The 21153-nt window shown below is 38.9% G+C and carries 20 protein-coding genes; 10 read left to right on the forward strand and 10 right to left on the reverse strand.

Annotated elements, in window-relative coordinates:
- Positions 1–91 precede the first annotated feature (91 nt).
- Both U735_RS0109580 and U735_RS0109585 read left to right on the forward strand, forming a co-directional pair.
- Positions 92–3214, forward strand: coding sequence for a SusC/RagA family TonB-linked outer membrane protein (locus U735_RS0109580; RefSeq protein ID WP_031443621.1), 3123 nt, complete (start codon positions 92–94; stop codon positions 3212–3214).
- Positions 3215–3225: 11 nt separating this feature from the next.
- Positions 3226–4707, forward strand: coding sequence for a SusD/RagB family nutrient-binding outer membrane lipoprotein (locus tag U735_RS0109585; RefSeq protein ID WP_031443622.1), 1482 nt, complete (start codon positions 3226–3228; stop codon positions 4705–4707).
- Between the two features lie 57 nt (positions 4708–4764).
- Here U735_RS0109585 and U735_RS0109590 read toward each other — a convergent pair whose 3' ends face one another.
- The 6 genes from U735_RS0109590 to U735_RS0109615 all read right to left on the reverse strand — a co-directional run bounded on the left by U735_RS0109590 (position 4765) and on the right by U735_RS0109615 (position 10520).
- Positions 4765–5823, reverse strand: a complete 1059-nt coding sequence (locus U735_RS0109590; protein WP_031443623.1) for a pyridoxal phosphate-dependent aminotransferase family protein — start codon at positions 5821–5823, stop codon at positions 4765–4767.
- Positions 5823–6833 carry a dipeptide epimerase gene (locus tag U735_RS0109595; protein WP_031443624.1) on the reverse strand — a complete coding sequence of 337 codons (1011 nt, stop codon included), beginning with the start codon at positions 6831–6833 and terminating at the stop codon, positions 5823–5825. The genes U735_RS0109590 and U735_RS0109595 overlap by 1 nt, the downstream gene beginning before the upstream one ends.
- Before the next feature lie 123 nt (positions 6834–6956).
- Complete coding sequence (locus U735_RS0109600) at positions 6957–7682, reverse strand: head GIN domain-containing protein (RefSeq protein WP_031443625.1); 726 nt, start codon at positions 7680–7682, stop codon at positions 6957–6959.
- Between the two features lie 145 nt (positions 7683–7827).
- Positions 7828–9579: a PspC domain-containing protein gene (locus U735_RS0109605; protein WP_034248137.1), complete on the reverse strand. Its 1752-nt coding sequence runs from the start codon at positions 9577–9579 to the stop codon at positions 7828–7830.
- 3 nt (positions 9580–9582) lie between these two features.
- Complete coding sequence (locus U735_RS0109610) at positions 9583–9918, reverse strand: PadR family transcriptional regulator (protein ID WP_031443627.1); 336 nt, start codon at positions 9916–9918, stop codon at positions 9583–9585.
- Between the two features lie 119 nt (positions 9919–10037).
- Entirely contained in the window at positions 10038–10520 is a 483-nt protein-coding gene (locus U735_RS0109615) for a DUF4870 domain-containing protein (protein ID WP_031443628.1), read from the reverse strand.
- 266 nt (positions 10521–10786) lie between these two features.
- On the opposite strand from U735_RS0109615, the gene U735_RS0109620 reads away from it, so the two are divergent.
- The 6 genes from U735_RS0109620 (at position 10787) to U735_RS0109650 (ending at position 15035) form a co-directional block, all read left to right on the forward strand.
- Positions 10787–11242, forward strand: coding sequence for a DUF4442 domain-containing protein (locus U735_RS0109620; protein ID WP_031443629.1), 456 nt, complete (start codon positions 10787–10789; stop codon positions 11240–11242).
- A gap of 234 nt (positions 11243–11476) precedes the next feature.
- Positions 11477–12265, forward strand: a complete 789-nt coding sequence (locus U735_RS0109630) for a cation transporter (RefSeq protein WP_031443630.1) — start codon at positions 11477–11479, stop codon at positions 12263–12265.
- A gap of 32 nt (positions 12266–12297) precedes the next feature.
- Positions 12298–13095, forward strand: a complete 798-nt coding sequence (locus U735_RS0109635; protein ID WP_031443631.1) for a TIGR00266 family protein — start codon at positions 12298–12300, stop codon at positions 13093–13095.
- Positions 13096–13142: 47 nt separating this feature from the next.
- A complete protein-coding gene (locus U735_RS0109640) occupies positions 13143–13796 on the forward strand; it encodes a DUF2461 domain-containing protein (RefSeq protein ID WP_031443632.1) in 654 nt (217 codons plus the stop codon).
- Positions 13797–13919: 123 nt separating this feature from the next.
- Complete coding sequence (gene nudK, locus U735_RS0109645; protein WP_031443633.1) at positions 13920–14510, forward strand: GDP-mannose pyrophosphatase NudK; 591 nt, start codon at positions 13920–13922, stop codon at positions 14508–14510.
- A gap of 15 nt (positions 14511–14525) precedes the next feature.
- Positions 14526–15035 carry a peptide-methionine (S)-S-oxide reductase gene (locus U735_RS0109650; RefSeq protein ID WP_031443634.1) on the forward strand — a complete coding sequence of 170 codons (510 nt, stop codon included), beginning with the start codon at positions 14526–14528 and terminating at the stop codon, positions 15033–15035.
- Here the strand turns inward: U735_RS0109650 and U735_RS0109655 are convergent.
- Positions 15029–16357, reverse strand: a complete 1329-nt coding sequence (locus U735_RS0109655; protein ID WP_232233213.1) for a D-alanyl-D-alanine carboxypeptidase — start codon at positions 16355–16357, stop codon at positions 15029–15031. The two genes, U735_RS0109650 and U735_RS0109655, sit on opposite strands and share 7 nt — an antisense overlap.
- Before the next feature lie 87 nt (positions 16358–16444).
- Here U735_RS0109655 and U735_RS0109660 point away from each other — a divergent pair, with 87 nt between their 5' ends.
- Positions 16445–16642, forward strand: a complete 198-nt coding sequence (locus U735_RS0109660; protein ID WP_031443636.1) for a hypothetical protein — start codon at positions 16445–16447, stop codon at positions 16640–16642.
- Positions 16643–16785: 143 nt separating this feature from the next.
- On the forward strand, positions 16786–17181 hold the full coding sequence (locus U735_RS0109665; RefSeq protein ID WP_146032802.1) for a hypothetical protein: 396 nt from the start codon (positions 16786–16788) through the stop codon (positions 17179–17181).
- Here the strand turns inward: U735_RS0109665 and U735_RS0109670 are convergent, their stop codons facing one another.
- From U735_RS0109670 to U735_RS0109680, 3 genes are all read right to left on the reverse strand, one after another.
- Positions 17182–18120 (reverse strand): LysR substrate-binding domain-containing protein, encoded by a 939-nt coding sequence (locus U735_RS0109670; RefSeq protein ID WP_031443638.1) that lies wholly within the window; start codon positions 18118–18120, stop codon positions 17182–17184. It abuts the gene before it with no gap.
- Positions 18121–18254: 134 nt separating this feature from the next.
- On the reverse strand, positions 18255–19715 hold the full coding sequence (locus U735_RS0109675) for a TolC family protein (RefSeq protein WP_031443639.1): 1461 nt from the start codon (positions 19713–19715) through the stop codon (positions 18255–18257).
- Positions 19716–19780: 65 nt separating this feature from the next.
- On the reverse strand, positions 19781–21151 hold the full coding sequence (locus tag U735_RS0109680; protein ID WP_031443640.1) for an ABC transporter permease: 1371 nt from the start codon (positions 21149–21151) through the stop codon (positions 19781–19783).
- Positions 21152–21153: the final 2 nt, after the last annotated feature.

The following is a 21153-nucleotide window of genomic DNA, read 5'->3' on the forward strand; positions in this document are numbered from 1 at the left end:
ATTATTGTATAAATCACATTTCGACCGGTCAATGTTTGATTTTTATGATTTTTTTATCACTTTTAGCTCAGATTAATAAAAACAAACTAATATGATACAAAAACTATTGTTGTTGTGCACTTTCATGCTCACTTGGCATGGCTTTGCACAAAATGTTTCCGGTAACGTAAAAGATGAAAGTGGTATGCCACTTCCAGGGGTTACCGTTTTAATTGTTGGGACCAACACAGGTACCACCACTGACTTTGATGGTAATTTTATAATTGCCGCCAAGCAGGGAGATATTGTGCGCTTTTCGTACTTAGGAATGAAATCGCAGGATATCACGGTTAGATCAAATGCCGAATTAAGTATTGTCTTATCTGAAGACGCCAGTGCTTTGGACGAAGTAGTGGTCACGGCTTTTGGTGTGGAGAAGAAACAAAAATCCTTGGGATACTCCGTAACCCAGGTTAACACTGAAGACCTAAACCTGGCGGGGCAATCAAACCCTATGGAGAGTTTGCAAGGTAGGGTTGCCGGGGTTCAAATCAATAGAACATCTGGATCCTCAGGTGGCGGTGTGGATATCTTGATTAGGGGTATTACTTCCGTTAATCCAAGTAGGAGCAATCAACCTTTAATTGTTGTTGACGGGATAGCCCTGAACAACGATACTTTTTCCGGGGAAGTCAGGCCCAGTGCAGGGTCCAATTCCGCTAGTAGTTCCGAACAATTTGCCTTTTCCAACAGGGCTGGGGATATCAACCCTGAGGACATTGAAAGTTTCAACGTGCTAAAAGGAGCTGCCGCAACCGCACTTTACGGAGTAAGGGCGTCCAACGGTGCCATAATCATTACTACAAAAAAAGGTAAACAAGGGAAGGCCAAAATTAATGTAACGGCTTCAACAACATTTAGGGATATACAAACAACACCTTCCTTACAAACTACTTATAGGGAAGGGTTTAGTGGTGCTCCTAGGACACTATACGACCCAGATTCCGAAACCGGTTTCAATAGGGTTCAGAATGCTACCTCTTTTTATAGCTGGGGACCCAGATATTCTGATGATTCCTATACGCTGTCCAACGGCACAGTGGTGGATTTGACAGGAGATAAATTTTACAGTCCTTACGATATTTTTAGAACCGGTTTTAATTCCCAAGTAAACGTAAGTATTAGTGGAGCCAATGAAAAATTGGATTACTTCTTGTCCATGGGAAAAGACCAAGAAGATGGGGTTCTTCCAAACACGGATTATGGCAAGAATAATTTTAGGTTTAAGGCAGGATATAAGATTTCTGATCAATTGACATTAAATTCCTCTATCGCCTATACTAAATCTGGTGGACGCAGGGCCAATGGAGGGGATAAATCCGTTATGAGTGCCCTTTCCTATTTTTCAGGGACTTTTCCTATAAACGACTATATGAATGCCGATGGTACAGAAAGGGATTATTCTTTTGGGATAATTGACAACCCTAGGTATTTAATGGAAACAAGTAGCCTAATAGATGATGTAAATAGATGGATAGGAAATGCTACTCTAAATTGGAGTCCTAAGGAATGGGTAAATGTTACCTACGCTGCCCAAATAGATAATTACTCTGACCAAAGAAATAGATATGTTGGTGCAGACCTGGATGGGGGTTCACAGGTTGGCGGCTTTATCTTAAATCAAAACATCAATTTTACAGGTTTGGAATCCAACCTTTTGGTTGCATTTACCAAGGATTGGTCTGACGATTTTACCACAGACCTTACATTGGGACATCAGATTTCCGATTCCAAAAGAGAGTATGCCCAAGCTAGGGGAGAAGGTCTGAACGTGCCAGGTATTAACGAAATAGGGAACACCATTAATTATTTTCTGGACAACAGTGTTACACAATTACGTAACGTTGGTGCCTTTGGAGAATTGAAATTGGGATACAAAGACAAATTGTTCTTGACCGTTACAGGTAGGAATGACTGGTTGTCTACCTTGCCCAAAGAAAATAGATCGTTCTTTTATCCATCCGCCAGTTTGGCCTATGATGTTTCCGATGTATTTGGAGACAATGATGTCTTTACTTTTGGTAAACTTAGGGCTTCCTGGGCCGAGGTAGGTAAAGGACCCGGTTTTGGCGATGTTGGCCAGTATTTTGTAGTGGATGGGGACTTTCCGTTTGGTAGCGCCGGTGGATATAGGAGAAGTACCTTATTGGGAGATTTGGATATAGTTCCGGAACGTAACCAATCTACAGAATTTGGTGCGGACCTTAGATTTATGAAAGATAGGATCAGATTGGATTATGCCTACTACAAAACACGTGTTAAAGATCAGATATTCACCGTTGGAACCGCTTATTCTTCTGGACTTTCAGGAATAACAAGAAATGCAGGGGACTACGAGGTATTTGGACATGAATTGTTGGTTAGTGCGGACATTATTAGAAGCAAGGATTTTAGATGGGAATTAATTCTTAACTGGTCTACCAGTGAAGGAAAGGTTTTGGAAATTCCAGAGGATATTGAGTCTATTATTTTTGCGGATTCAGGGTTTGCCGGAATTACTTCGGAAATTAGGGCCGGAGACAAAATGGGGAATCTTTATGGATATAAATGGAGATACGAAGATGGTCAAAGGTATTTGGATGCCGATGGATTTCCAGAAATTGTATTGGATGAAAGGGTGAAGGTTGGAAATGCCTTTCCGGACTTCATTTCTTCCTTGGGCAGTAATTTTAAATGGAAGGGAATAGGATTCAATTTCTTATTGGAATATAAGGAAGGTGGGGATCTTTATGATTCCGGTCTTAGAAATTCTATTAGAAATGGTAATCCTTTGAGTACTTTGGTCAGGGATGAAGAGGTAGTCTTGGAAGGAGTAATGGACAATGGTAGCGGAGGTTATACTGCTAACACCACACCAGCTTTGATTGATCAGAATTATTATAGAAATTCAAATGTCTATAACAGGGCGGCTGAAGTATTGGTACAGGATGCATCTTGGGTTAAATTGCGCAATGTTAGTTTGTCCTATGACATGGACAATAAATTTACTAGGGACCTTAAAATGGAGAAGCTAAGCCTTTCTGTTAGTGCATCCAATATTCTTGTATGGACCCCATTTGATGGTTATGACCCAGAAGGAAACCAGTATAGTGCCGGTAGCAACGTTTACGGTTTTACAGGACTTAGCGTTCCGTTGAGCCAAAGCTACTCTTTCGGTCTAAATATTTCATTCTAAATATGATAAACATGAAAAACAATATTATAAAAACAGGAATTTTATCACTTCTATTAGTTGCGCAGGTTTCGTGTAGTGATGATTATTTTGATGTAAATACTCCTTCCAATACAGCAACCTTAGAGGAGTTGAGAATGCAGGATCTAATGGCACCGGTAATTCATAGCACCATGGAAGGGCAGCGATCTGCCGAATTGGCATTTGGAAATTATGTGCAGAACTTTGTATCTACCGGGGGTGGAGCTGCCGGACAAACAGAAGCAAGTGGCTTATGGAGTCAGGTATACCTTTATATTTTACCTAATCTTAAAGCGATTAAGGAGAAGGCTGCAGAGGCCAACGCTACGCATATTGGCGCTATATCGGATATTCTTACTGCCATAAATCTTGGAATAGCTACCGATACCTGGGATAATATACCCTATTCGGATGCTACTGACGGCCCGGACAATAATTTTCCAACCTTCGATACCCAAGAATCGATATACACGGAAATATTCACGCTTCTAAATTCGGCCATCACTGCCTTGGAAGGTACTGATAACTCAGGTTTTAACTTGGGAAGCTCGGACCTTATCTACGGGGGTGATTCCGATCAGTGGTTAAGGGCTGCCTACACCATTAAAGCGAGATATCAGTTGCATTTGGTAAATAAAGGTACAGTTACTGCCAATGAGGTTTTAACTTCAATCGCCAACGGTTTTACATCGAATGACGATAATTTTGAGATGCACTATAATGAGAAGAATATCAACCCTTGGTATTCCGTAGAAATTTTGGCCAGGTCTACAGGTAACCTTAGCAACGATATTGCCAGTCAGTTGGTAAGTTCTATGAACGGAGATTATTACCCATTTGAAAGCGCAGCTCTTACCATAGATCCAAGACTGCCTTTGTTCGCCGAAAATGGGGACGAAGCGGAGTGGAAAGGTTTTGTGAGCGGTGGAGAGGGAGTAGCTCCTGATGGTAGCGATGCCAATACCCGTTTTAAAACGGATGGATACTATACCAGTATAGATTCGCCACTATTGCTGATCAGTTATGCAGAAGCCAAATTTATTGAGGCGGAGGCTGCTTTTTTGGCCAACGGAGGCAACACCACAAGCACAGGATCTAGTTCCGAGGCGTACACCGCTTATTTGGAAGGTATACAGGCCAGTATGGATATGTATGATGTGGATGGCTCCGATTATTTGGCCGATGGGGCCATTGCCGTGGGTGAAGCAGGACTCATGTTGCATCATATCATGAAGGAAAAATACATTAACAACTTTTTAAATCCAGAGACTTTTGTGGATTATAGAAGATATGATTTTTCTGCCGATGTTTTCACAGGCCTTCAAATAAGATTGGAGGAAGCAAGTGATGATAGTGAATATTTTGGACAGTGGTTTAGAAGGGCCATTTATCCTTCAACCGAGTTGAATAGAAATGAGGCCAATGTTTTGGCAAACCAACAATCCCCGGTTACCCCAGTATGGTGGGATAATTAATTTTATAAGAGGGAACAGTTAAAGAGAACGGCCATCCTATTGGATGGCCGTTTTGTTTTATAAATATGAATTGATAAGATTACATAATAAAAGGATATCCTCCTTTTTATGATGGGCACTTATTACAATTCTGCTCATAAGGTGAGAATCCTCATCTGGATAACGAAAACTGGTCACCAAAACATTTTGCCGTTCCAGGTAGCTGACAAGCTTTTCATCTGTAAAGCTGAAGGCAGGGTGACCCTCCATGAATTTAAATCTATCCAAAGTTTTAACATTGGACATAAATAAGGTTATATTATGGATCAAGGCTTCTCTTTTTTCAAGAAAGAGTGCCTTTCCGTCCATAAGACACGCCACTGCTGCGGGTGCTGCCGGACTTGCCCCTCCAAAAAAGGGAGTGTCCATGAACTGCTCAATTCTTTTTTCAGTTCCAAAAATAGACCCTGCCTGAATCCCGAACCCTTTTCCCAAGGAACAACAAACAATAAGTTCCTTAGGGTTTAATGCCTTCAGCCTACTATAAACACCACCGCCATTTTTACCTACAATTCCAATTCCATGGGAATCGTCTACCACCAGAATTATCTTTTCCAAAGGCAGTGTTCTTAATCCCTCAAAATCGGGATAATTGGCCCCAGAAAAATCAATGGCATCCAAAAATACCACTGGAGTAGTTTCCTGATTAGTTTCCAAATGGGATCTAACGGCTATGTTCAGGGCCGTGAAAGTGATGTATGGTTTCAGCTTTGTTGATGGAGTTGGGGAATAGAGGGCAGAATGGGTATTGGGGGCATAGAACAGTCTATGCTCCTTGGTATCCATGGTTTGTCTCACCAATTGTCCTGCCAAATATCCGGAAGATAAAGTGGCACTGGACTCACACCCCACCAATTGGCATAAGAATTGTTCTGCTTTTTCATAAACGGAAAGGCGTACATTGGATTTTCTGGATGCACCATAATTGGTGCCGTATTTCCTGATATTGGAAATAAAGATTTCTTGAAAAGCTTCGTCGGTCTGCAACCCCAAATAGGAAGTACCTCCAAAATACAAAAATTTCTTTTGGTCCAACTCCACTTCCCTACCTGGGAACCCATCGGTATAAATAGTCATCAACGTAAACTTATTCCACTCCCACCAGAGGTAGGAAAGATTACCTTGCCGTTATCCTGAATGATCACCCCATCGGCAATATCTTCTTTTAACAACATGGCGCCGTCCATATCCACATAATCCAATTGCGGAATTAGTTGGGCAATGGCCGATATACCAACAGTGGATTCGGTCATACATCCCACCATTACTTGTAGATTTAATTCCTTGGCCCTTTTGATCATTCTTCTAGCTGGGGTAAGGCCGCCACATTTTGTCAATTTTATATTGATTCCGTTAAAATGAAGCGCGCATTTCTCCACATCACTTTCCACTATACAGCTTTCATCGGCTATTACTGGCAGAACGCTTTGGTGCATCACTGCTTCCATACCTGTCCAATCATCCGCTTTAAGCGGTTGTTCCAGAAACTCGACGCCCAAATCCTTCAATAAAGGGGCATTGGCAATGGTTTCCTCTGCCGTCCATGCACAATTGGCATCTACCCTAAAAATGGCATCGGTGTGTTTGCGCAGCTCCCTTACTATCTCCACATCTTTATCGGTACCTAGTTTAATTTTATATATGGGCCAGGGCATTTCTTTCATTTTGTCCACCATTTTTTCAATGGTATCCAGTCCAATAGTGTAATTGGTTATGGGATAGCTACTGTTATCCGTATTCCATATTTCATATAATGGTTTGCCCAGTATTTTTCCATATAGGTCGTTGGCTGCAAGATCCAATGCGCAGATAGCAAAATTGCTCAAGTTTTTGGATACCAAGTACGCATGGAATGCTTCCGGTTCCCTAAATTGGAAACCTTCTATTTCCTCCTTCACCTTTTCAATCTCCGCCTGCATGGTTTCGAAGGTTATTTTATAGTAGGGATTGGAGGTAGCCTCCCCATAGCCCGTTTTACCGTCCAGTTCCAGGGCAACGATCATTGAATCTTGAAAATCATGGGATTCCCTGGAAATACTGAATGTGTGTTTTAACGGAAGTACATATTTTTTGATCTTTATTTTCATAACAAATTTTATGGAACGAATATAAAGAAAGATGATGTATTGGAAAATGAAAACCCACTGAAATCTCAATGGGTTTTACAAATTTTAGGACAGTTGATTTCTTGTTAATGATTGGTCCGACCTTTATAATGCACTGACACTTCCGGAGCTCGATTTTTGATGTTCTACTTTGGCATTTCCGGTATAACGGATTTCTCCTCCGCTACTGGCTTTTGCAATTAAGGATTCGGAGGCATTTACGGTAATTCCGGCCCCGCTACTGGCACTGGCACTACAATTGGAAGAGCTTAAATTTTCAGCTTTTATTCCTGAGCCACTACTGGCACTGCCATTAAATGTTTCTGTTTCTCCGGCTACTCTAATATGGGCGCCACTACTGGATTCCGCTATTACATTGTACGCCTTTAGTTCCTCAATTTGAAGATTGGAGCCACTACTGGAACTCAATTCAATGTTTTCTGCCTCTATGGTGTTTTTGGTACTAAGTGCTGCACCACTGGAAGTTTCCAATGCTGTAATGACAGGTAGGGTAACATATATACTTTTGGTAGCCCTGCCGATATTTTCAATGGCATGAATCCTCAAGGTTCCATTTTTAATATCGGTCCCGATTAAGCCTATAATATTTTCGTCGGCCTCTACAATGATTTCAAATTCATTGCCCTGGGTGACATAAGCGTCTAGACCTTCGGATACTGAAATAGCAGTGAAATCGGAAGTCACCCTACGCTTCTCTTCTTCAACGATTCCATTTCCTTTTTTGCCAGGTCCGATGTTGATATCAAAACCGCATGAAGAAAATAGGATTGCCAAGATTAGTGTGATGGTAATTCTTGCTAGTGTTGTCATGATTGTTGTTTTTTGAGTCTTGTAATAAACTCTTGGGGGGCTGAGTATTTCAAGGATTGATTAATGTTACTGTTTTAGGATATGTATAAAATTATTATTTAGGTTTCTTTGGCCACATTATAAATTACCGAGTTGTTAAAAGAGCCTACTGAACAGTATCCTTTTTTAAATCGGTACTTTTGGTTTCGTTGGTTTTAAACTGTACGCCCTTGTCGTCTATTTTTAGTTTAAAATTGTCCCCGTTACCTTTTATATCAATATCCACCCCATCTTCGTTAATTATAATTTTGCCATTTTTGTCCTCGTCCTCTACTTCAATTTCAGGACAGTTTTCACATTTCAATTCGCCATCCTTGTACATCATCCAAGTATACTTCGTTATTTCACAACCGTTCATATTCTGGTCATTATTGGCCCTGATTGTCCAACAGTTTTCAGGGGATTTTCCGAATTCGACTTTGGTTCCCATTGGGAGGTATATATAAACCCTTACGTCTTGATCTCTAAACTTATTCTCTCTACCAGTAGATAAATAATCATCTAAGAGAATTGTATTGCCTTGGACCATATAACTGTAGTTAATCTTATCAGCTGTCTCTGTTGCATTTTTAAAGGAATTCCCATTGGCATTTTTCCTCACTTCAATGCGCGCAATTGAATCGTGCGACATTTTTATGTACATACGGAAATCGCGTGAAATAAGAATTTCCTCCCCATTTTCGGTATAGTCCAATACTATCCCATTAATTCGCATGTTATTTTCCTGTTTGTCCCTGTCCGTTGACCTTAAGTTTATTTTAATCGGTTCCGAAGCCTGGGCGAAAACCAGTTCATTTTCAGTAGCTACATTACCCGAGTAAGCATGGGCGGCGGCCTGGTGTATACCAAAAACGGTCAATAAGATTATAGAGATCAGCCACAACCCCAACAGGGTAAATTTTACAATATTGCCTATAGACTTTAAATTGTTCACCAAAATCTTAAGGCCTAGGTACATTAGGAAGAAAAAGGGAATTCCAATAGCGAAAAATGCGAGTATTGAAACCACCCATACCGGAGTACTGGTAGAGTTGACAAGATTATAAAAGTCCACTCCGGGCAGATGTATTATGTCTAATATACCTACGGTAAAAAGGCCTATCAATAGCGCAACTATTCCTGCAGCTCCAATAACAATTAAAATTATTCCGATAAATTTACCAATGATCTTAAAAAAGAACATAATAATATCCGCTATGGCATTGAAGAAACCACGGCTACCATTTTTCACCCTGTTTCCCATTTTTTCATAGTCCACGTTTTTAACCTTTTCCGCTACATCGTCAAAACCTTCCTTTACTTTTTTTTCAATATTGCTGATGTTTACGGCTTCACCGCGCATATCCAACTTCTGGGCCGTAGTCACGGCCTCCGGAATCAGAATCCACAGGAGAATATAGATAAATACAAATCCTCCCCAACTAAATATGGTCAGTAGAATCCACAATAGTCTAACCCATAGGGCATCTAATCCAAAATAGTGTCCCAGACCGGCAGAAACACCCCCTATATACTTATTGTCTATGTCCCTGTATAATTTTCTTACCCTGCCCGGTTTTTTTGTTGACTGGGGTTGGTCTTCAAAAATGTCCTCGTCAACCATGTAATCTTCGGGTTGTCCCATTATTCCAATGACCTCGTCCACTTCCTTCTCGGTAATTACCTGTCTTTCATTCTCCATTTTTTCATGGAACAATTCGGCAATTCTGGCCTCGATATCCGCTATGATCTCTTCGCTACCATTGGTATTGGCAAAGGAACGCTTTATGGCCTCTAAATACCGTTGTAATTTAGTGTAGGCTACTTCATCTATGTGAAAGAATAAATTGGCCAGATTTATATTTATTGTCTTGTTCATTTTTTAACTATTTTTTGTTTTGGTAACAAGGTTTGTTGCATTTCTTAGTTCATCCCAGGTGGTATCCAATTCCTTTAGGAATAGTTTTCCCGTTTCTGTTAGTGTATAATACTTTCTTGGGGGACCTGAAGTGGATTCTTCCCAACGATAGTTGAGCAATCCTGCATTTTTTAGTCTTGTGAGCAACGGATAAATAGTACCCTCTACCACCAGCATTTTAGCATCCTTTAGGGTGTCCAGGATTTCGGAGGTATACTTGTCCTCTCCATTGAGAATGGAAAGTATGCAGTACTCCAAGACTCCCTTGCGCATTTGCGCTTTTGTGTTTTCAATATTCATAATTTCATGATTATAATAATTTTACTGTTCGTTTTTTTTGATGATCGCATTGTAGCATTTTAATTTGATTGATGAATAAACTCTGGAATTAGTGTGATGAGTACTAATTGTATTGTACATTATTTAATAAATGGTATGCTTATCGGATATTTAAATTCTATGCCTTCACTGGTACGAATGGTAGCCAGGATGGTATAAACTATATTTACCAAGAACAGTCCCAACTGTGCTGCTCCAGCTATTCCCAATGGCCAAAGCAATTTTCCCAATTGGAACGGATGAAAGTCAAAATCGAAATTAAGACCGTTGAATTCGTTAAGATTGGCAAAGTTGAAATTACCCAATTGAAATATTTCCGGTAAAATCCCTATAAAAAAGGGAATAGTGAAAATACCTATGATGATGGAATATAATAGTAGACTTATTTGAAAGTTCAAAGCCTGTTTGCCATTTTGGTCCACGAAGTCATGCTCCTTTTTATTCGCTGTCCAAAGTATCAAGGGTAGTAGGAAATTCCCAAAAGGGATAAAATATTTGGAAAAGGTGGAGGCGTGTATTATTGCTGCCAAATTTTTTTCGTGTTTGCTAATTGTTTCGGTCATTGTTATATAATTAGTGTTCCCTAGGTAGCTATTTCTACTTTATTGTTGGTCCAGGTTAGAACAGTTTCTGATAGCAGCCAAAACTATATTTCTATGTTAAACCGGGCTATTATTATAGACTGTTCTTATTAAACCTAATAACTTCTTATGCAAATATATATCTAAAAGAAGGTACTATGCAAAACAAAGTACTAAAAATTAACAATTTATTAACAATTGTAGGTTCGTACATTTTATATACTTTTGATTTAAATTAAACGACAGTTATGGCTTCCGATGCAAGTAAAATTAACATGTTCAGCTTCTTTAAACTCCCGGCCGTATGGTGGACAGGAGTACGATTAAGATACATTGATGAAAAAAAGGCAATAGTAACCGTTAGGCATAGATGGATCAATCAAAATCCGTTTAAATCCTTGTTTTGGGCAGTTCAGGGGATGGCAGCGGAGTTGACCACCGGAGCTATGGTCATGAATCAGATCAGAAAGAGTGGAAGAAATATTTCCATGCTGGTAGCCAATAACAATGCTAATTTTTCAAAAAAGGCAACAGGTAAAATTACATTTAGCTGTGAGGAGGGCCACCTTATAGCAGATGCCATTAAAAAAACCATAGAAACCGGAGAGGGACAGACTATTTGGATGAAATCGGTCGGGGTCAACGAAGAAGGTATGGTAGTTTCTACCTTTAATTTTGAATGGACACTTAAGGTAAAGGGGTAAGGTGCCAATTGTATAATGTACCAATTAATCAATTAATCAATGTACCAATGTAACAATGGATCAATTTTCCAATTCCCAATATCTAATGGACCATTGTAACAAATCTGTTTTTTTTGATACTTATAGTCTGAACAAAAAGATTAGGGTTATAGCACATACCACCAAATTAACTAGCTAGTAATATTTGATTTTGATACAGATTTGTTCTAGCTAAGAGACTCCGATAATGTTCTAATGAAAAAAACAGTATTTGAAATAACTAAAATGGATTGTCCTTCGGAAGAAAACCTTATCCGAATGAAATTAGATGGAATTCCCGGTGTAGAACATCTCGACTTTGACATTCCGAATCGAAAATTGGCCGTTTTTCATGATGGACAAGCTGACCAAATTGAGACATTAATACTCGAACTAAATTTAGGTGGGCAAAAATTAAAGACCGAAGAAACTGCCCAAACACAGTTTGCAGAAAATTCAAATCAAAAAAAGTTACTGTGGACAGTTCTTTCCATTAATTTTCTTTTTTTTATTATCGAAATGACAACAGGATTAATTTCCAAATCCATGGGACTTGTTGCTGATAGTTTGGATATGCTTGCAGACTCATTTGTTTATGGAATTAGTCTTTTTGCTGTGGGCGGTACTTTAATACGAAAAAGACGAATTGCCAAACTTGCCGGTTATTTTCAAATTTTACTTGCGGTTATGGGATTTGGCGAAGTTTTGAGACGTTTTTTCGGAGCAGAACAACTTCCTAATTTCACGACAATGATAATGGTTTCGGTTTTTGCTTTAATTGCAAACGGAATTTGTCTTTACTTACTTCAAAAATCTAAAAGTAAAGAAGAAGCACATATGAAAGCAAGTATGATTTTTACTTCAAATGATGTAATTATCAATTTAGGCGTTATTGTAGCCGGCTTTTTGGTTAATGTGCTAAACTCCAACAAACCCGACTTGATTATCGGAACTATTGTTTTTATTTTGGTAATACAAGGCGCAAGACGAATATTAAAACTCTGAAATAAGTAATATAAAATAAAAAGAAGATTGATATGAACGCACACGAAATAGACTATGTAATTTACGGAGAAGAAATGCAATATGTGGAAATAGAATTGGATCCACAGGAGGCCGTGGTGGCCGAAGCAGGTAGTTTTATGATGATGGATTCCGACATTAAAATGGATACCATTTTTGGTGATGGCTCCAATCAGGATACAGGGGTTCTGGGAAAACTATTCTCGGCCGGAAAGCGTTTGCTTACAGGCGAAAGTCTATTTATGACGGCATTTTTAAATATAGGTCATGGTAAAAAGCAGGTAAGCTTTGCCTCTCCTTATCCTGGAAAAATTATTCCGATAGACCTTAGTGAATTTCAAGGCAAGTTTATTTGTCAGAAAGATGCTTTTTTGTGTGCGGCAAAAGGGGTTTCCGTAGGTATTGAATTTTCAAAGAGGTTGGGGCGAGGACTATTTGGAGGTGAAGGTTTTATCATGCAAAAATTGGAGGGCGATGGAATGGCCTTTGTACATGCAGGAGGAACTACGGCAAAAAAGGTACTCGGTCCAGGTGAAACCTTAAAAGTGGATACTGGCTGTATTATTGGCTTTACCAAGGACGTGGATTATGATATAGAATTTATAGGGGGAATCAAAAACACCATCTTTGGGGGCGAGGGACTTTTTTATGCCACCCTACGTGGCCCTGGCACAGTATATATACAATCACTGCCCTTTAGCAGATTGGCAGGTAGGGTCTTGGCATCCATTCCAAGAGGAGGAAAAGACAAAGGGGAAGGCAGTATTTTGGGTGGCCTTGGTGACCTTTTGGACGGGGATAATCGATTTTAATCAATACATAGCCTTCTTCATTTTTCCATTACAATCTATACTTTATAATGAATTTTCAATCCTTATTTCAATTTCTTACAGAACTCAACCAACATAACTCCAAGGAGTGGATGGATAATAACCGAAAATGGTACAAGGAGGTAAGAAAAGATTATATAGGATGGTTGGATGAACTGGATCTGGCCATTGCGGCTTTGGATAATGAATATTTTGATACTCCAGGTAAAAAGGGAATAAACCGTATTAACAATAATTTGATGTTCCATCCCAACAAACCCATCTATAAGGACCATTTTGGAGCAGGGTTGGACAAGGCGCCCAATACCGCAGACTTTTACATTGAGGTAGGTCTTGGTCAGTCCATGTTGGCCGGCGGCTTTTGGAGGCCGGATCCAAAAACCTTACGCAGCATACGCGAGGCTATTGATTACGACGGAGAGGAGTTAAAAAAAATACTTAATAAAAAATCCTTTAAGGACACTTTTGGGGATTTGGTTGTGGATGAAACACTAAAGAATGCTCCCAAGGGATTTTCCAAGGACCATCCGCATGTGGAACTGTTACGGCATAAAACGTTTGCTGTTATGCATCCCCTTACACAAAAAGAAATATTACAAGATGATTTTAAGCAGAAGATAATCTCGGTTTATATGGAAATGCTCCCCTTTAGACGGTATTTGAACAAGGCCGTTACTGTTTGAGGTACAGTCATAGCTTGCATCATACAACTATAAATTTTGTTTGGGATATTAAATCCTATTTTTTCACCGATTACTAGCGTCTATAAATCCCTAGCTTTGTATACAAACAAGAACCTTCCAGAAATGAACAACAAAAAAGTAAGAAACATAAACAGGCAGTTATTGTCCAATAACTGGTATAAACTTGAAAAGTTAAGCTTTGAATATCAGCGTGATGATGGCAGTTGGGAAACCCAATCCCGAGAGGCCTATGATCGGGGAAATGGTGCGGCCATTTTACTGTACAACAAAAAGAATAGAACGGTTATACTTACCCGACAGTTTCGGATGCCCACCTATATAAATGGCAATGACTCCGGGATGATGATAGAGGTTTGCGCCGGATTATTGGATGGTGACCATCCCGAAGACTGTATTAAAAAGGAAACCGAGGAAGAGACCGGTTATAAATTGGAGAAGGTAGAGAAAGTATTTGAATCCTATATGTCGCCTGGTTCCGTAACCGAGATCCTTTATTTCTTCATTGGGTCATATGAAGAAAAAATGAAGATAGGCGAGGGGGGTGGTGCCGAGGAGGAGACAGAAAATATTGAAGTCTTGGAGTTGGACTTTGAAAAAGCTTTGGAAATGATACGTACCGGTGAAATAAAAGATGCCAAGACCATTATGTTACTGCAATACGCCAAAATTAATGGGTTATTTTCCAACAACTAATACGACCAACCCATTATGGAAACTATTCATAAGATTGCCTTTGGTGGTGGCTGCCACTGGTGTACCGAAGCCGTTTATAAGTCCTTAAAGGGGATAATAAGCGTAGAACAGGGTTTTGTAGCCTCGGATGGGGAGGAGTCGTCCTTTTCAGAGGCTGTAATAGTTAGTTATGAGCCAAGCGACATAAGTTTGGAGGATTTAATTTTGATACATCTTTATACCCATAAATCGACTTCAGACCATAGTATGCGAAATAAATACCGCTCTGCCATTTATACTTTTGGGCCACTGGATGTTGAAAGATCTACCTTGGCACTGCAAAAATTTCAGGAGAATTTTAAAAAGCCTTTGGTAACCAAAGTCCTACCCTTCAGGGAATTTAAAGTTTCCGATAAGGCATTTCAAAACTATTATTATAAGAATCCATATAAGCCATTTTGCAAAACCCATATTGCCCCAAAAATCAAGTTGTTATTGTTGAAGTTTGCCGACAAAGTGGATCATATTAAGGTCTTGAATCAATAATTGTCCCTGATCATTTCGAAAATAGATTCCATATGTTGTTTTACCTCACTATTGCTTTTGGTAAAATGGTTGTTCATAAAGCTAAATATTAAAGTCTTTCCAGACTGGGTAATTAGATACCCACTAAGGCAATAATTATTGCCAAGTGATCCGGTTTTGGCATAAATATATGGGCGATCATCACCATTAAACCTTCCTTTTAAAGTCCCGGTAAGGCCCCCAACTGGAAAAAAGTTGAACAGGCGTTCCCTTGGTATTTCCTGGTACATTTTATTTAATACATAGACCATTGTTCCCGGGGTAAACAAGTTGTAACGGGAAAGTCCGGAACCATCTACCCATCTCGGTGGTTGCTCAAGTTCCTGTAAATAATTGTCCAAAATATACTTCCTGGCCTTAGCACTGTTCAAGGTATCCGAAAGGGTAGAGGAGCTTAAAATTAATAGTTGTTCCGCAAGAAAATTATCACTTACTTCCATCATTCTCTTATACAGGGAATCTGACGAAACACTGTACAACACCTGTTTTTCCTCATTCGGCATCTCTTGTACAATATTGACCTTTTTAAGTAGGACTTCTTCCAATAGACTTTTTGTAAGTGTGCTGTCTATCATAAAAGGACTCTCCAAGGTATCATTTCTATGAGGGTCATAATAAAAGGTATTGCTGTACAATTCCCTATTTACTCCATAACTAATCGGTACTACCTGGTTTTTAAAATGGTTTGGACTAACTGCCAAACTATCATTATTGGTAATGGTTACAACATTGCCATATAAGGGAATACTATTTCTTTCCGGACTAAAATAGAGGTCATAATCCTCCCAGGCCCATCCTGGACCATATCTACTTTCCTCAAAATTATTCAGATAAAGGAACACGTTCTTATAGTTCTTGGCAAATTTTATTGCGGTACTGTCACCAAAATAGGGATGCAACAAGCTTGGGTCGCCCGTACCTTCCATATACAGGGTATCATTTTTAGCAATATATTTTAGGGCCGGAATCTTTTCGGGTAGGGTTTTAAGGGAAGTATATAAGGTAATGATCTTGGTATTACTTGCCGGGGTAAAATATTTTTGGCTATTATGGCTATACAAGGTGTCTTTTTTTACAGGGTCATAAATTAATAGACCTTGAAAGTAATTGTTGGTAGTCTGTGAACTTATCTGTTGGTCAATGATCTTGTTTAATCTATTGGTATTTAATGTTTTACATCCTATTAAGCTTATGGAGGCTCCAACTAGAATCAGTTGTCCAAGAGTCCTTTTTTTATTTAAAAGAAGTTGTTGAAAATGTACGTTCATCGACTTTAACATCATTTTATCTATTATTTAACGGAAAGACGGCAATAATATATACCTTTTATTGGTTATCTTAGTCCAAGCAACCTAAAATTATTTTGAAATATGGCAAGAGCTATGTTAGAGTACACCAAAACCGTACTGCAAAAGGTTAGTTTTGATACAAAGTTATTTTGCAAAGAACTAGAAAAAGCAGTGACTAGACTATTACCATTTGAAATAGAAGAATTAAAACTCTGGTTAAAGCAATTTATTAATGACAAGCCAGAATTACAACAAAGCCTTCTTTATTTGAAAGCATAGATAAAAACCACCTTTATAAGGTGGCTTTTTTTTGATCACTTTTATGTGGGCAACTTTGTTTTTTTAAGACTTCTTATTCATTAAAGACAACTATTTAGGTTAATTCAACCGTATATAATGGCGGACCCCCAATGTTATATATAATGAAACAATTAACCTACGTATTTGTCTTATTCCTCCTCAGTTGTGGGAAGGATGAAGATACCCTGCCCCTTATTACCAATGAACTTTTAGGAAAATGGCAATTGGAAGCCACCAAAATTAGCCCTGGCGATATAGTTGAAAATTGGACCACAGTTATGAACGGACCAATATTCGAATTTAAGGCCAATGGTTCCTACACCCACAATGAAAAGGCTTGTGGTGGTATTGTTAATGGAATTTACAGTACCAATGATAGTGTTTTGACCTTACGTTATCACTGTGAGAATAATGCAATAGAGACCAATTTTAATATGAGTTTTGCCGAAGGGCGACTTATACTATCCAATGTGGGCTGTATTGAGGAATGTTCCTATAAATATCGAAAAATGGAATAATTATTTGTTCAACGGACTAATAATTTTTACATCCTGAAAAGCAATAGCACCTCTTACTACACTGGCAATAACATCATATAAGGCTTCTGTAATTTGTATTTTCAGCTCACTTTTGTGGTAAATAAGACTTACTTCACGAGCAGGAGAGGGGTTTTTGAAGAATTTTAGGTTCTGCTTCTTTTTATCATCCAATTCAATGGTGTTTAGGAAGGGTAGGAGGGTCATGCCCAATCCTTCATTGGATAGGTTGATCAACGTTTCAAAACTACCGCTCTGCAATTGAAAGTGTTCTTCCTGATAACTTTTTGAGGCATTGCACAAGTTTATGACTCCATCCCTAAAACAATGTCCGTCCCTTAAAAGTAGAACATCAGAAATTTCCAAATCTTCAGGTACTAATTCCGCTATTCTTCCCAGTCTATGATTGGGAGGTACGTACCCCACAAAAGGTTCGTAATAAAGTGGGCGTTCCTTAATAAATTCGATTTCCAATGGCGTAGCCGCAATTGCCGCATCAATATGGCCATCTTGCAGATTTCGGATCAAATTTTCCGTGTTCTGCTCTTTAATGATCAGATTTACCTTTGGATATTTTTTAATGAAGGTCCTCAAGAACATGGGCAATAAGGTGGGCATAATGGTAGGGATGATCCCAAGGGTAAATTCACCGCCAATAAAACCCTTTTCCTGATCTACTATATCTTTAATACGGTTGGCCTCATTGACAATATTTTTGGCCTGTGCAACTATTTTGGCGCCCACTTCTGTTATGGTAATAGGTTTTTTACTCCTATCGAAAATTAATATGTCCAACTCGTCCTCCAATTTTTGGACCTGCATACTCAATGTAGGTTGGGTGACAAAGCTTTTTTCGGCCGCTAAGGTAAAATTCTGGTACTCGGCAACGGCTAATACATATTGCAACTGTGTAATGGTCATGAAGTATTATTTAAAGTGATAAAATTATAAAAACTATAAACAAAACCTATAAAGTTTCAGCCTTAGTTGTAAAATCTTATGAGAATGGCATAAATGGACCGGTCTGGATAAATTGGGTTAGTGTCATTGGGGTATTAATCGAAAACTATCTTTTCAGCTTCTATCTTTTTGTCATTGATAAAATCATAGAGTGTCAGCTTTCGTAAAGTATAGTAGTCCGTCCAGAAATTTTGCAAGGAATTCAGATAATCAAGTTCTGCCTTGTCTTTTTCCTGTTGCGCCAAATTTAGATCCGTAATGGTTATTTTCCCTAGAATATACCGCTCTTTAGTGATCTGATATCGCTTTATGGCAATCTCTTTTGCCTTCTCCGAAGTTGCAAGAAAATCCCTTTTGCTGGACCAATTTAAAATATGTAGGTATATTTCCTGTTCAAAGGCCTGTTGTTCCTGCTCAATATTTGTTTCTACCAGACCTAGATCGGCCTCTCCCATTTTTCTTCTGGACTTGGATACCCCCCAATCGAAAATGGGAATGCCCAAGGATACGGAGACATTTTGTTGTCTATCAAAATCTTGGAAAAGGGCGTCATAATCGTCTGCACGTTTATTCAATCCAAAATTGGCGTTGACATTGATTTCCAATCTATTGGTGCCTTTTATTTCCGCAAGGTTTCTTTCTGCTTCCAAACGCCTCCTTCTAAATTCTATAACCGATTTTCTGTTATTGGTTGCCTCATCCAGGGCAGTCTGCACACTTACCTCAAAATCTACCAATTTTTCAGGAATGAATAGTTCTATATCTTCGGTTTCCAGTTCCAGATAACGGGCCAAATTTTGTGAAGTCCTTTTTAGGGAGATGGTATTGCTTGTTACTTCATTTTTTGAATTTAGATGCCCAAGTTCCATTTGTAACAATTCGTTCTCTGCTATTTTTCCAATCTCAAACCTGCCTTTGGCAATCTGCAATAAGGTATCTTGGGTAGCTAAATTGTTCTGGGAATTTTTTAATCTCATTTGCGCGGTTAAAAGACCAAAATAGCGTAGGCAACTGCTTAAGGAAATATCTTCCATACGTTCTATGAATTCGCGTTTGGATTCCTCAAACTTTAAAGGTTCTATTTGCCTGTCCCATTTATACGGATTAAAGAATAGGGAATTCTGATAGTAATTTATGGAAAATGGTGTTAGGGAGTAATTACTGGATTCTATATCACCATAACGATCCACTCGTTGTAATCGGGAAATTAGGGAAAAGTCCCCACCTGTAAATGGTACTTGCTGGGTAATGGCAAGTTGCCCATCAATTCTGGACTGATTTTGATTTACGAAAATATCCTGGCCCTCGTCATTGGTAATTCTTTGAATGGAATTTGAGTAATCCGGTACAGTAGCAATTAATCTAAATTGTGGCAGAAATTCGGCCATATAAGTCCTGTATTTCCAATAGCTGGCTTGGGATTGGTTTAGGACGGCTTGGTATTCAGGAGAGTTTTTTTTCGCCATTTCTATGGCCTCCGTTAGTGTTAGCTTTTTGGACTGTCCCAGGACAATAAGGTTTGAACATAGGAATAACAACACAATACATTTTTTCATTTTGGACTATTTTGATTGATAAAATGGGGGAGGGTAATGGTTATAGATGTTATCTGGAAATTTTTCTATTCACGTCTTATGGCTTCTATTGGATTTTTGTTGGCAGCTGATTTTGCAGGCAGCACTCCAAAGGCAAGCCCTATAAAAGTGGCTACGAAAAAGGATAAAATTATGGAGTTCAATGAAAGTATGGTTTCTATACCCGTGGCCAGTTCCAATCCATACGATGCTACAATTCCCAATATTATTCCTATTATACCTCCGCCCAAACTTATAAGGACAGACTCTGATAGAAACTGAAGGATTACATCTTGCTTTGTGGCGCCAATGGCCCTCATGATTCCTATTTCCTTTGTCCGTTCCAGTACAGAGGCCAACATAATGTTCATAATGCCAATACCCCCTATAAGAAGTGATATACCGGCAATAATGCTAAGTACAATATTGAAGATCTGCTTGGTCTTTTGTTGTTGTTTTAATAGTTGTATAGGAATGGTAATCTCAAAATCCAAAACATCATTATGCTTTCTTTTGAGAAGTTTGCTCAATACTTCGGCAGTAGATTTAAGCTCGCTGGAATTGTTCACCTGGACCGTTAATTTATCCAACTGATGGTAATTGCCTCTGGGAATCCGCTTTTTAGGTCCATTATTTTCCCCACCTATGTAAATCATTCCTCCACCACTAAAATCCAAGGGTTCATCGGAAATAATCTTTCGATCTTTGTATCGCACCAAGAAGGTTTTTACCGGGATGTAAATATCATGGTTCAAGTCCCTAATGCCCAAGTTTTCCTGAGCTTTTTCCGAAATAAGCTTTTCCTCGATTATTCCTATTACCTGAAGCCAAACATCCTTGACCTTAATTTGTTTGCCGACCGCACTTTCGCCTGGAAACAATTTTTTCTCCACCTTTTCACCAATAATGCAGACCGAAGCGGCATTTATAATATGTTCCTCGGAGAAGTTGCTGCCTTTGCCTATATGAATATTGGAAGTAGGAAAATAGGAATTGGTCACCCCAATAAGTTTAACCGAATTTTGTCTTCCCTTATTGATGACATAAGTTTCCAATATAATTTCGGGGCTTATGGCTTTAATGGTCGGAATGTTATTGGCTATACTGGCTACATCCAAGAGATCAAGTCCTTTTGAAAATCTAGTTATTTCCTTGGTCCCTTCGTCTTCTTCGCTGGCGTTTTCATCCTCCTCATCAGGAATGGGTGTTACCACAATATTGTTGACGCCTACCAGTTCCAATTGTGCCAAGATCTCCTTCTCGGCCCCGTTTCCAATAGATAACATTGTGATTACGGCCGCAACTCCAAAAATAATGCCCAATGCCGTTAAAAAGGTTCTTACTTTATTGATGGTTACAACACGGATGGCCTCACTGAAATTGGAGACAATCTGTTCTAGGAGTATTTTATCTATCATGA

Source organism: Arenibacter algicola, from assembly GCF_000733925.1.
GTDB classification, from domain to species: domain Bacteria; phylum Bacteroidota; class Bacteroidia; order Flavobacteriales; family Flavobacteriaceae; genus Arenibacter; species Arenibacter algicola.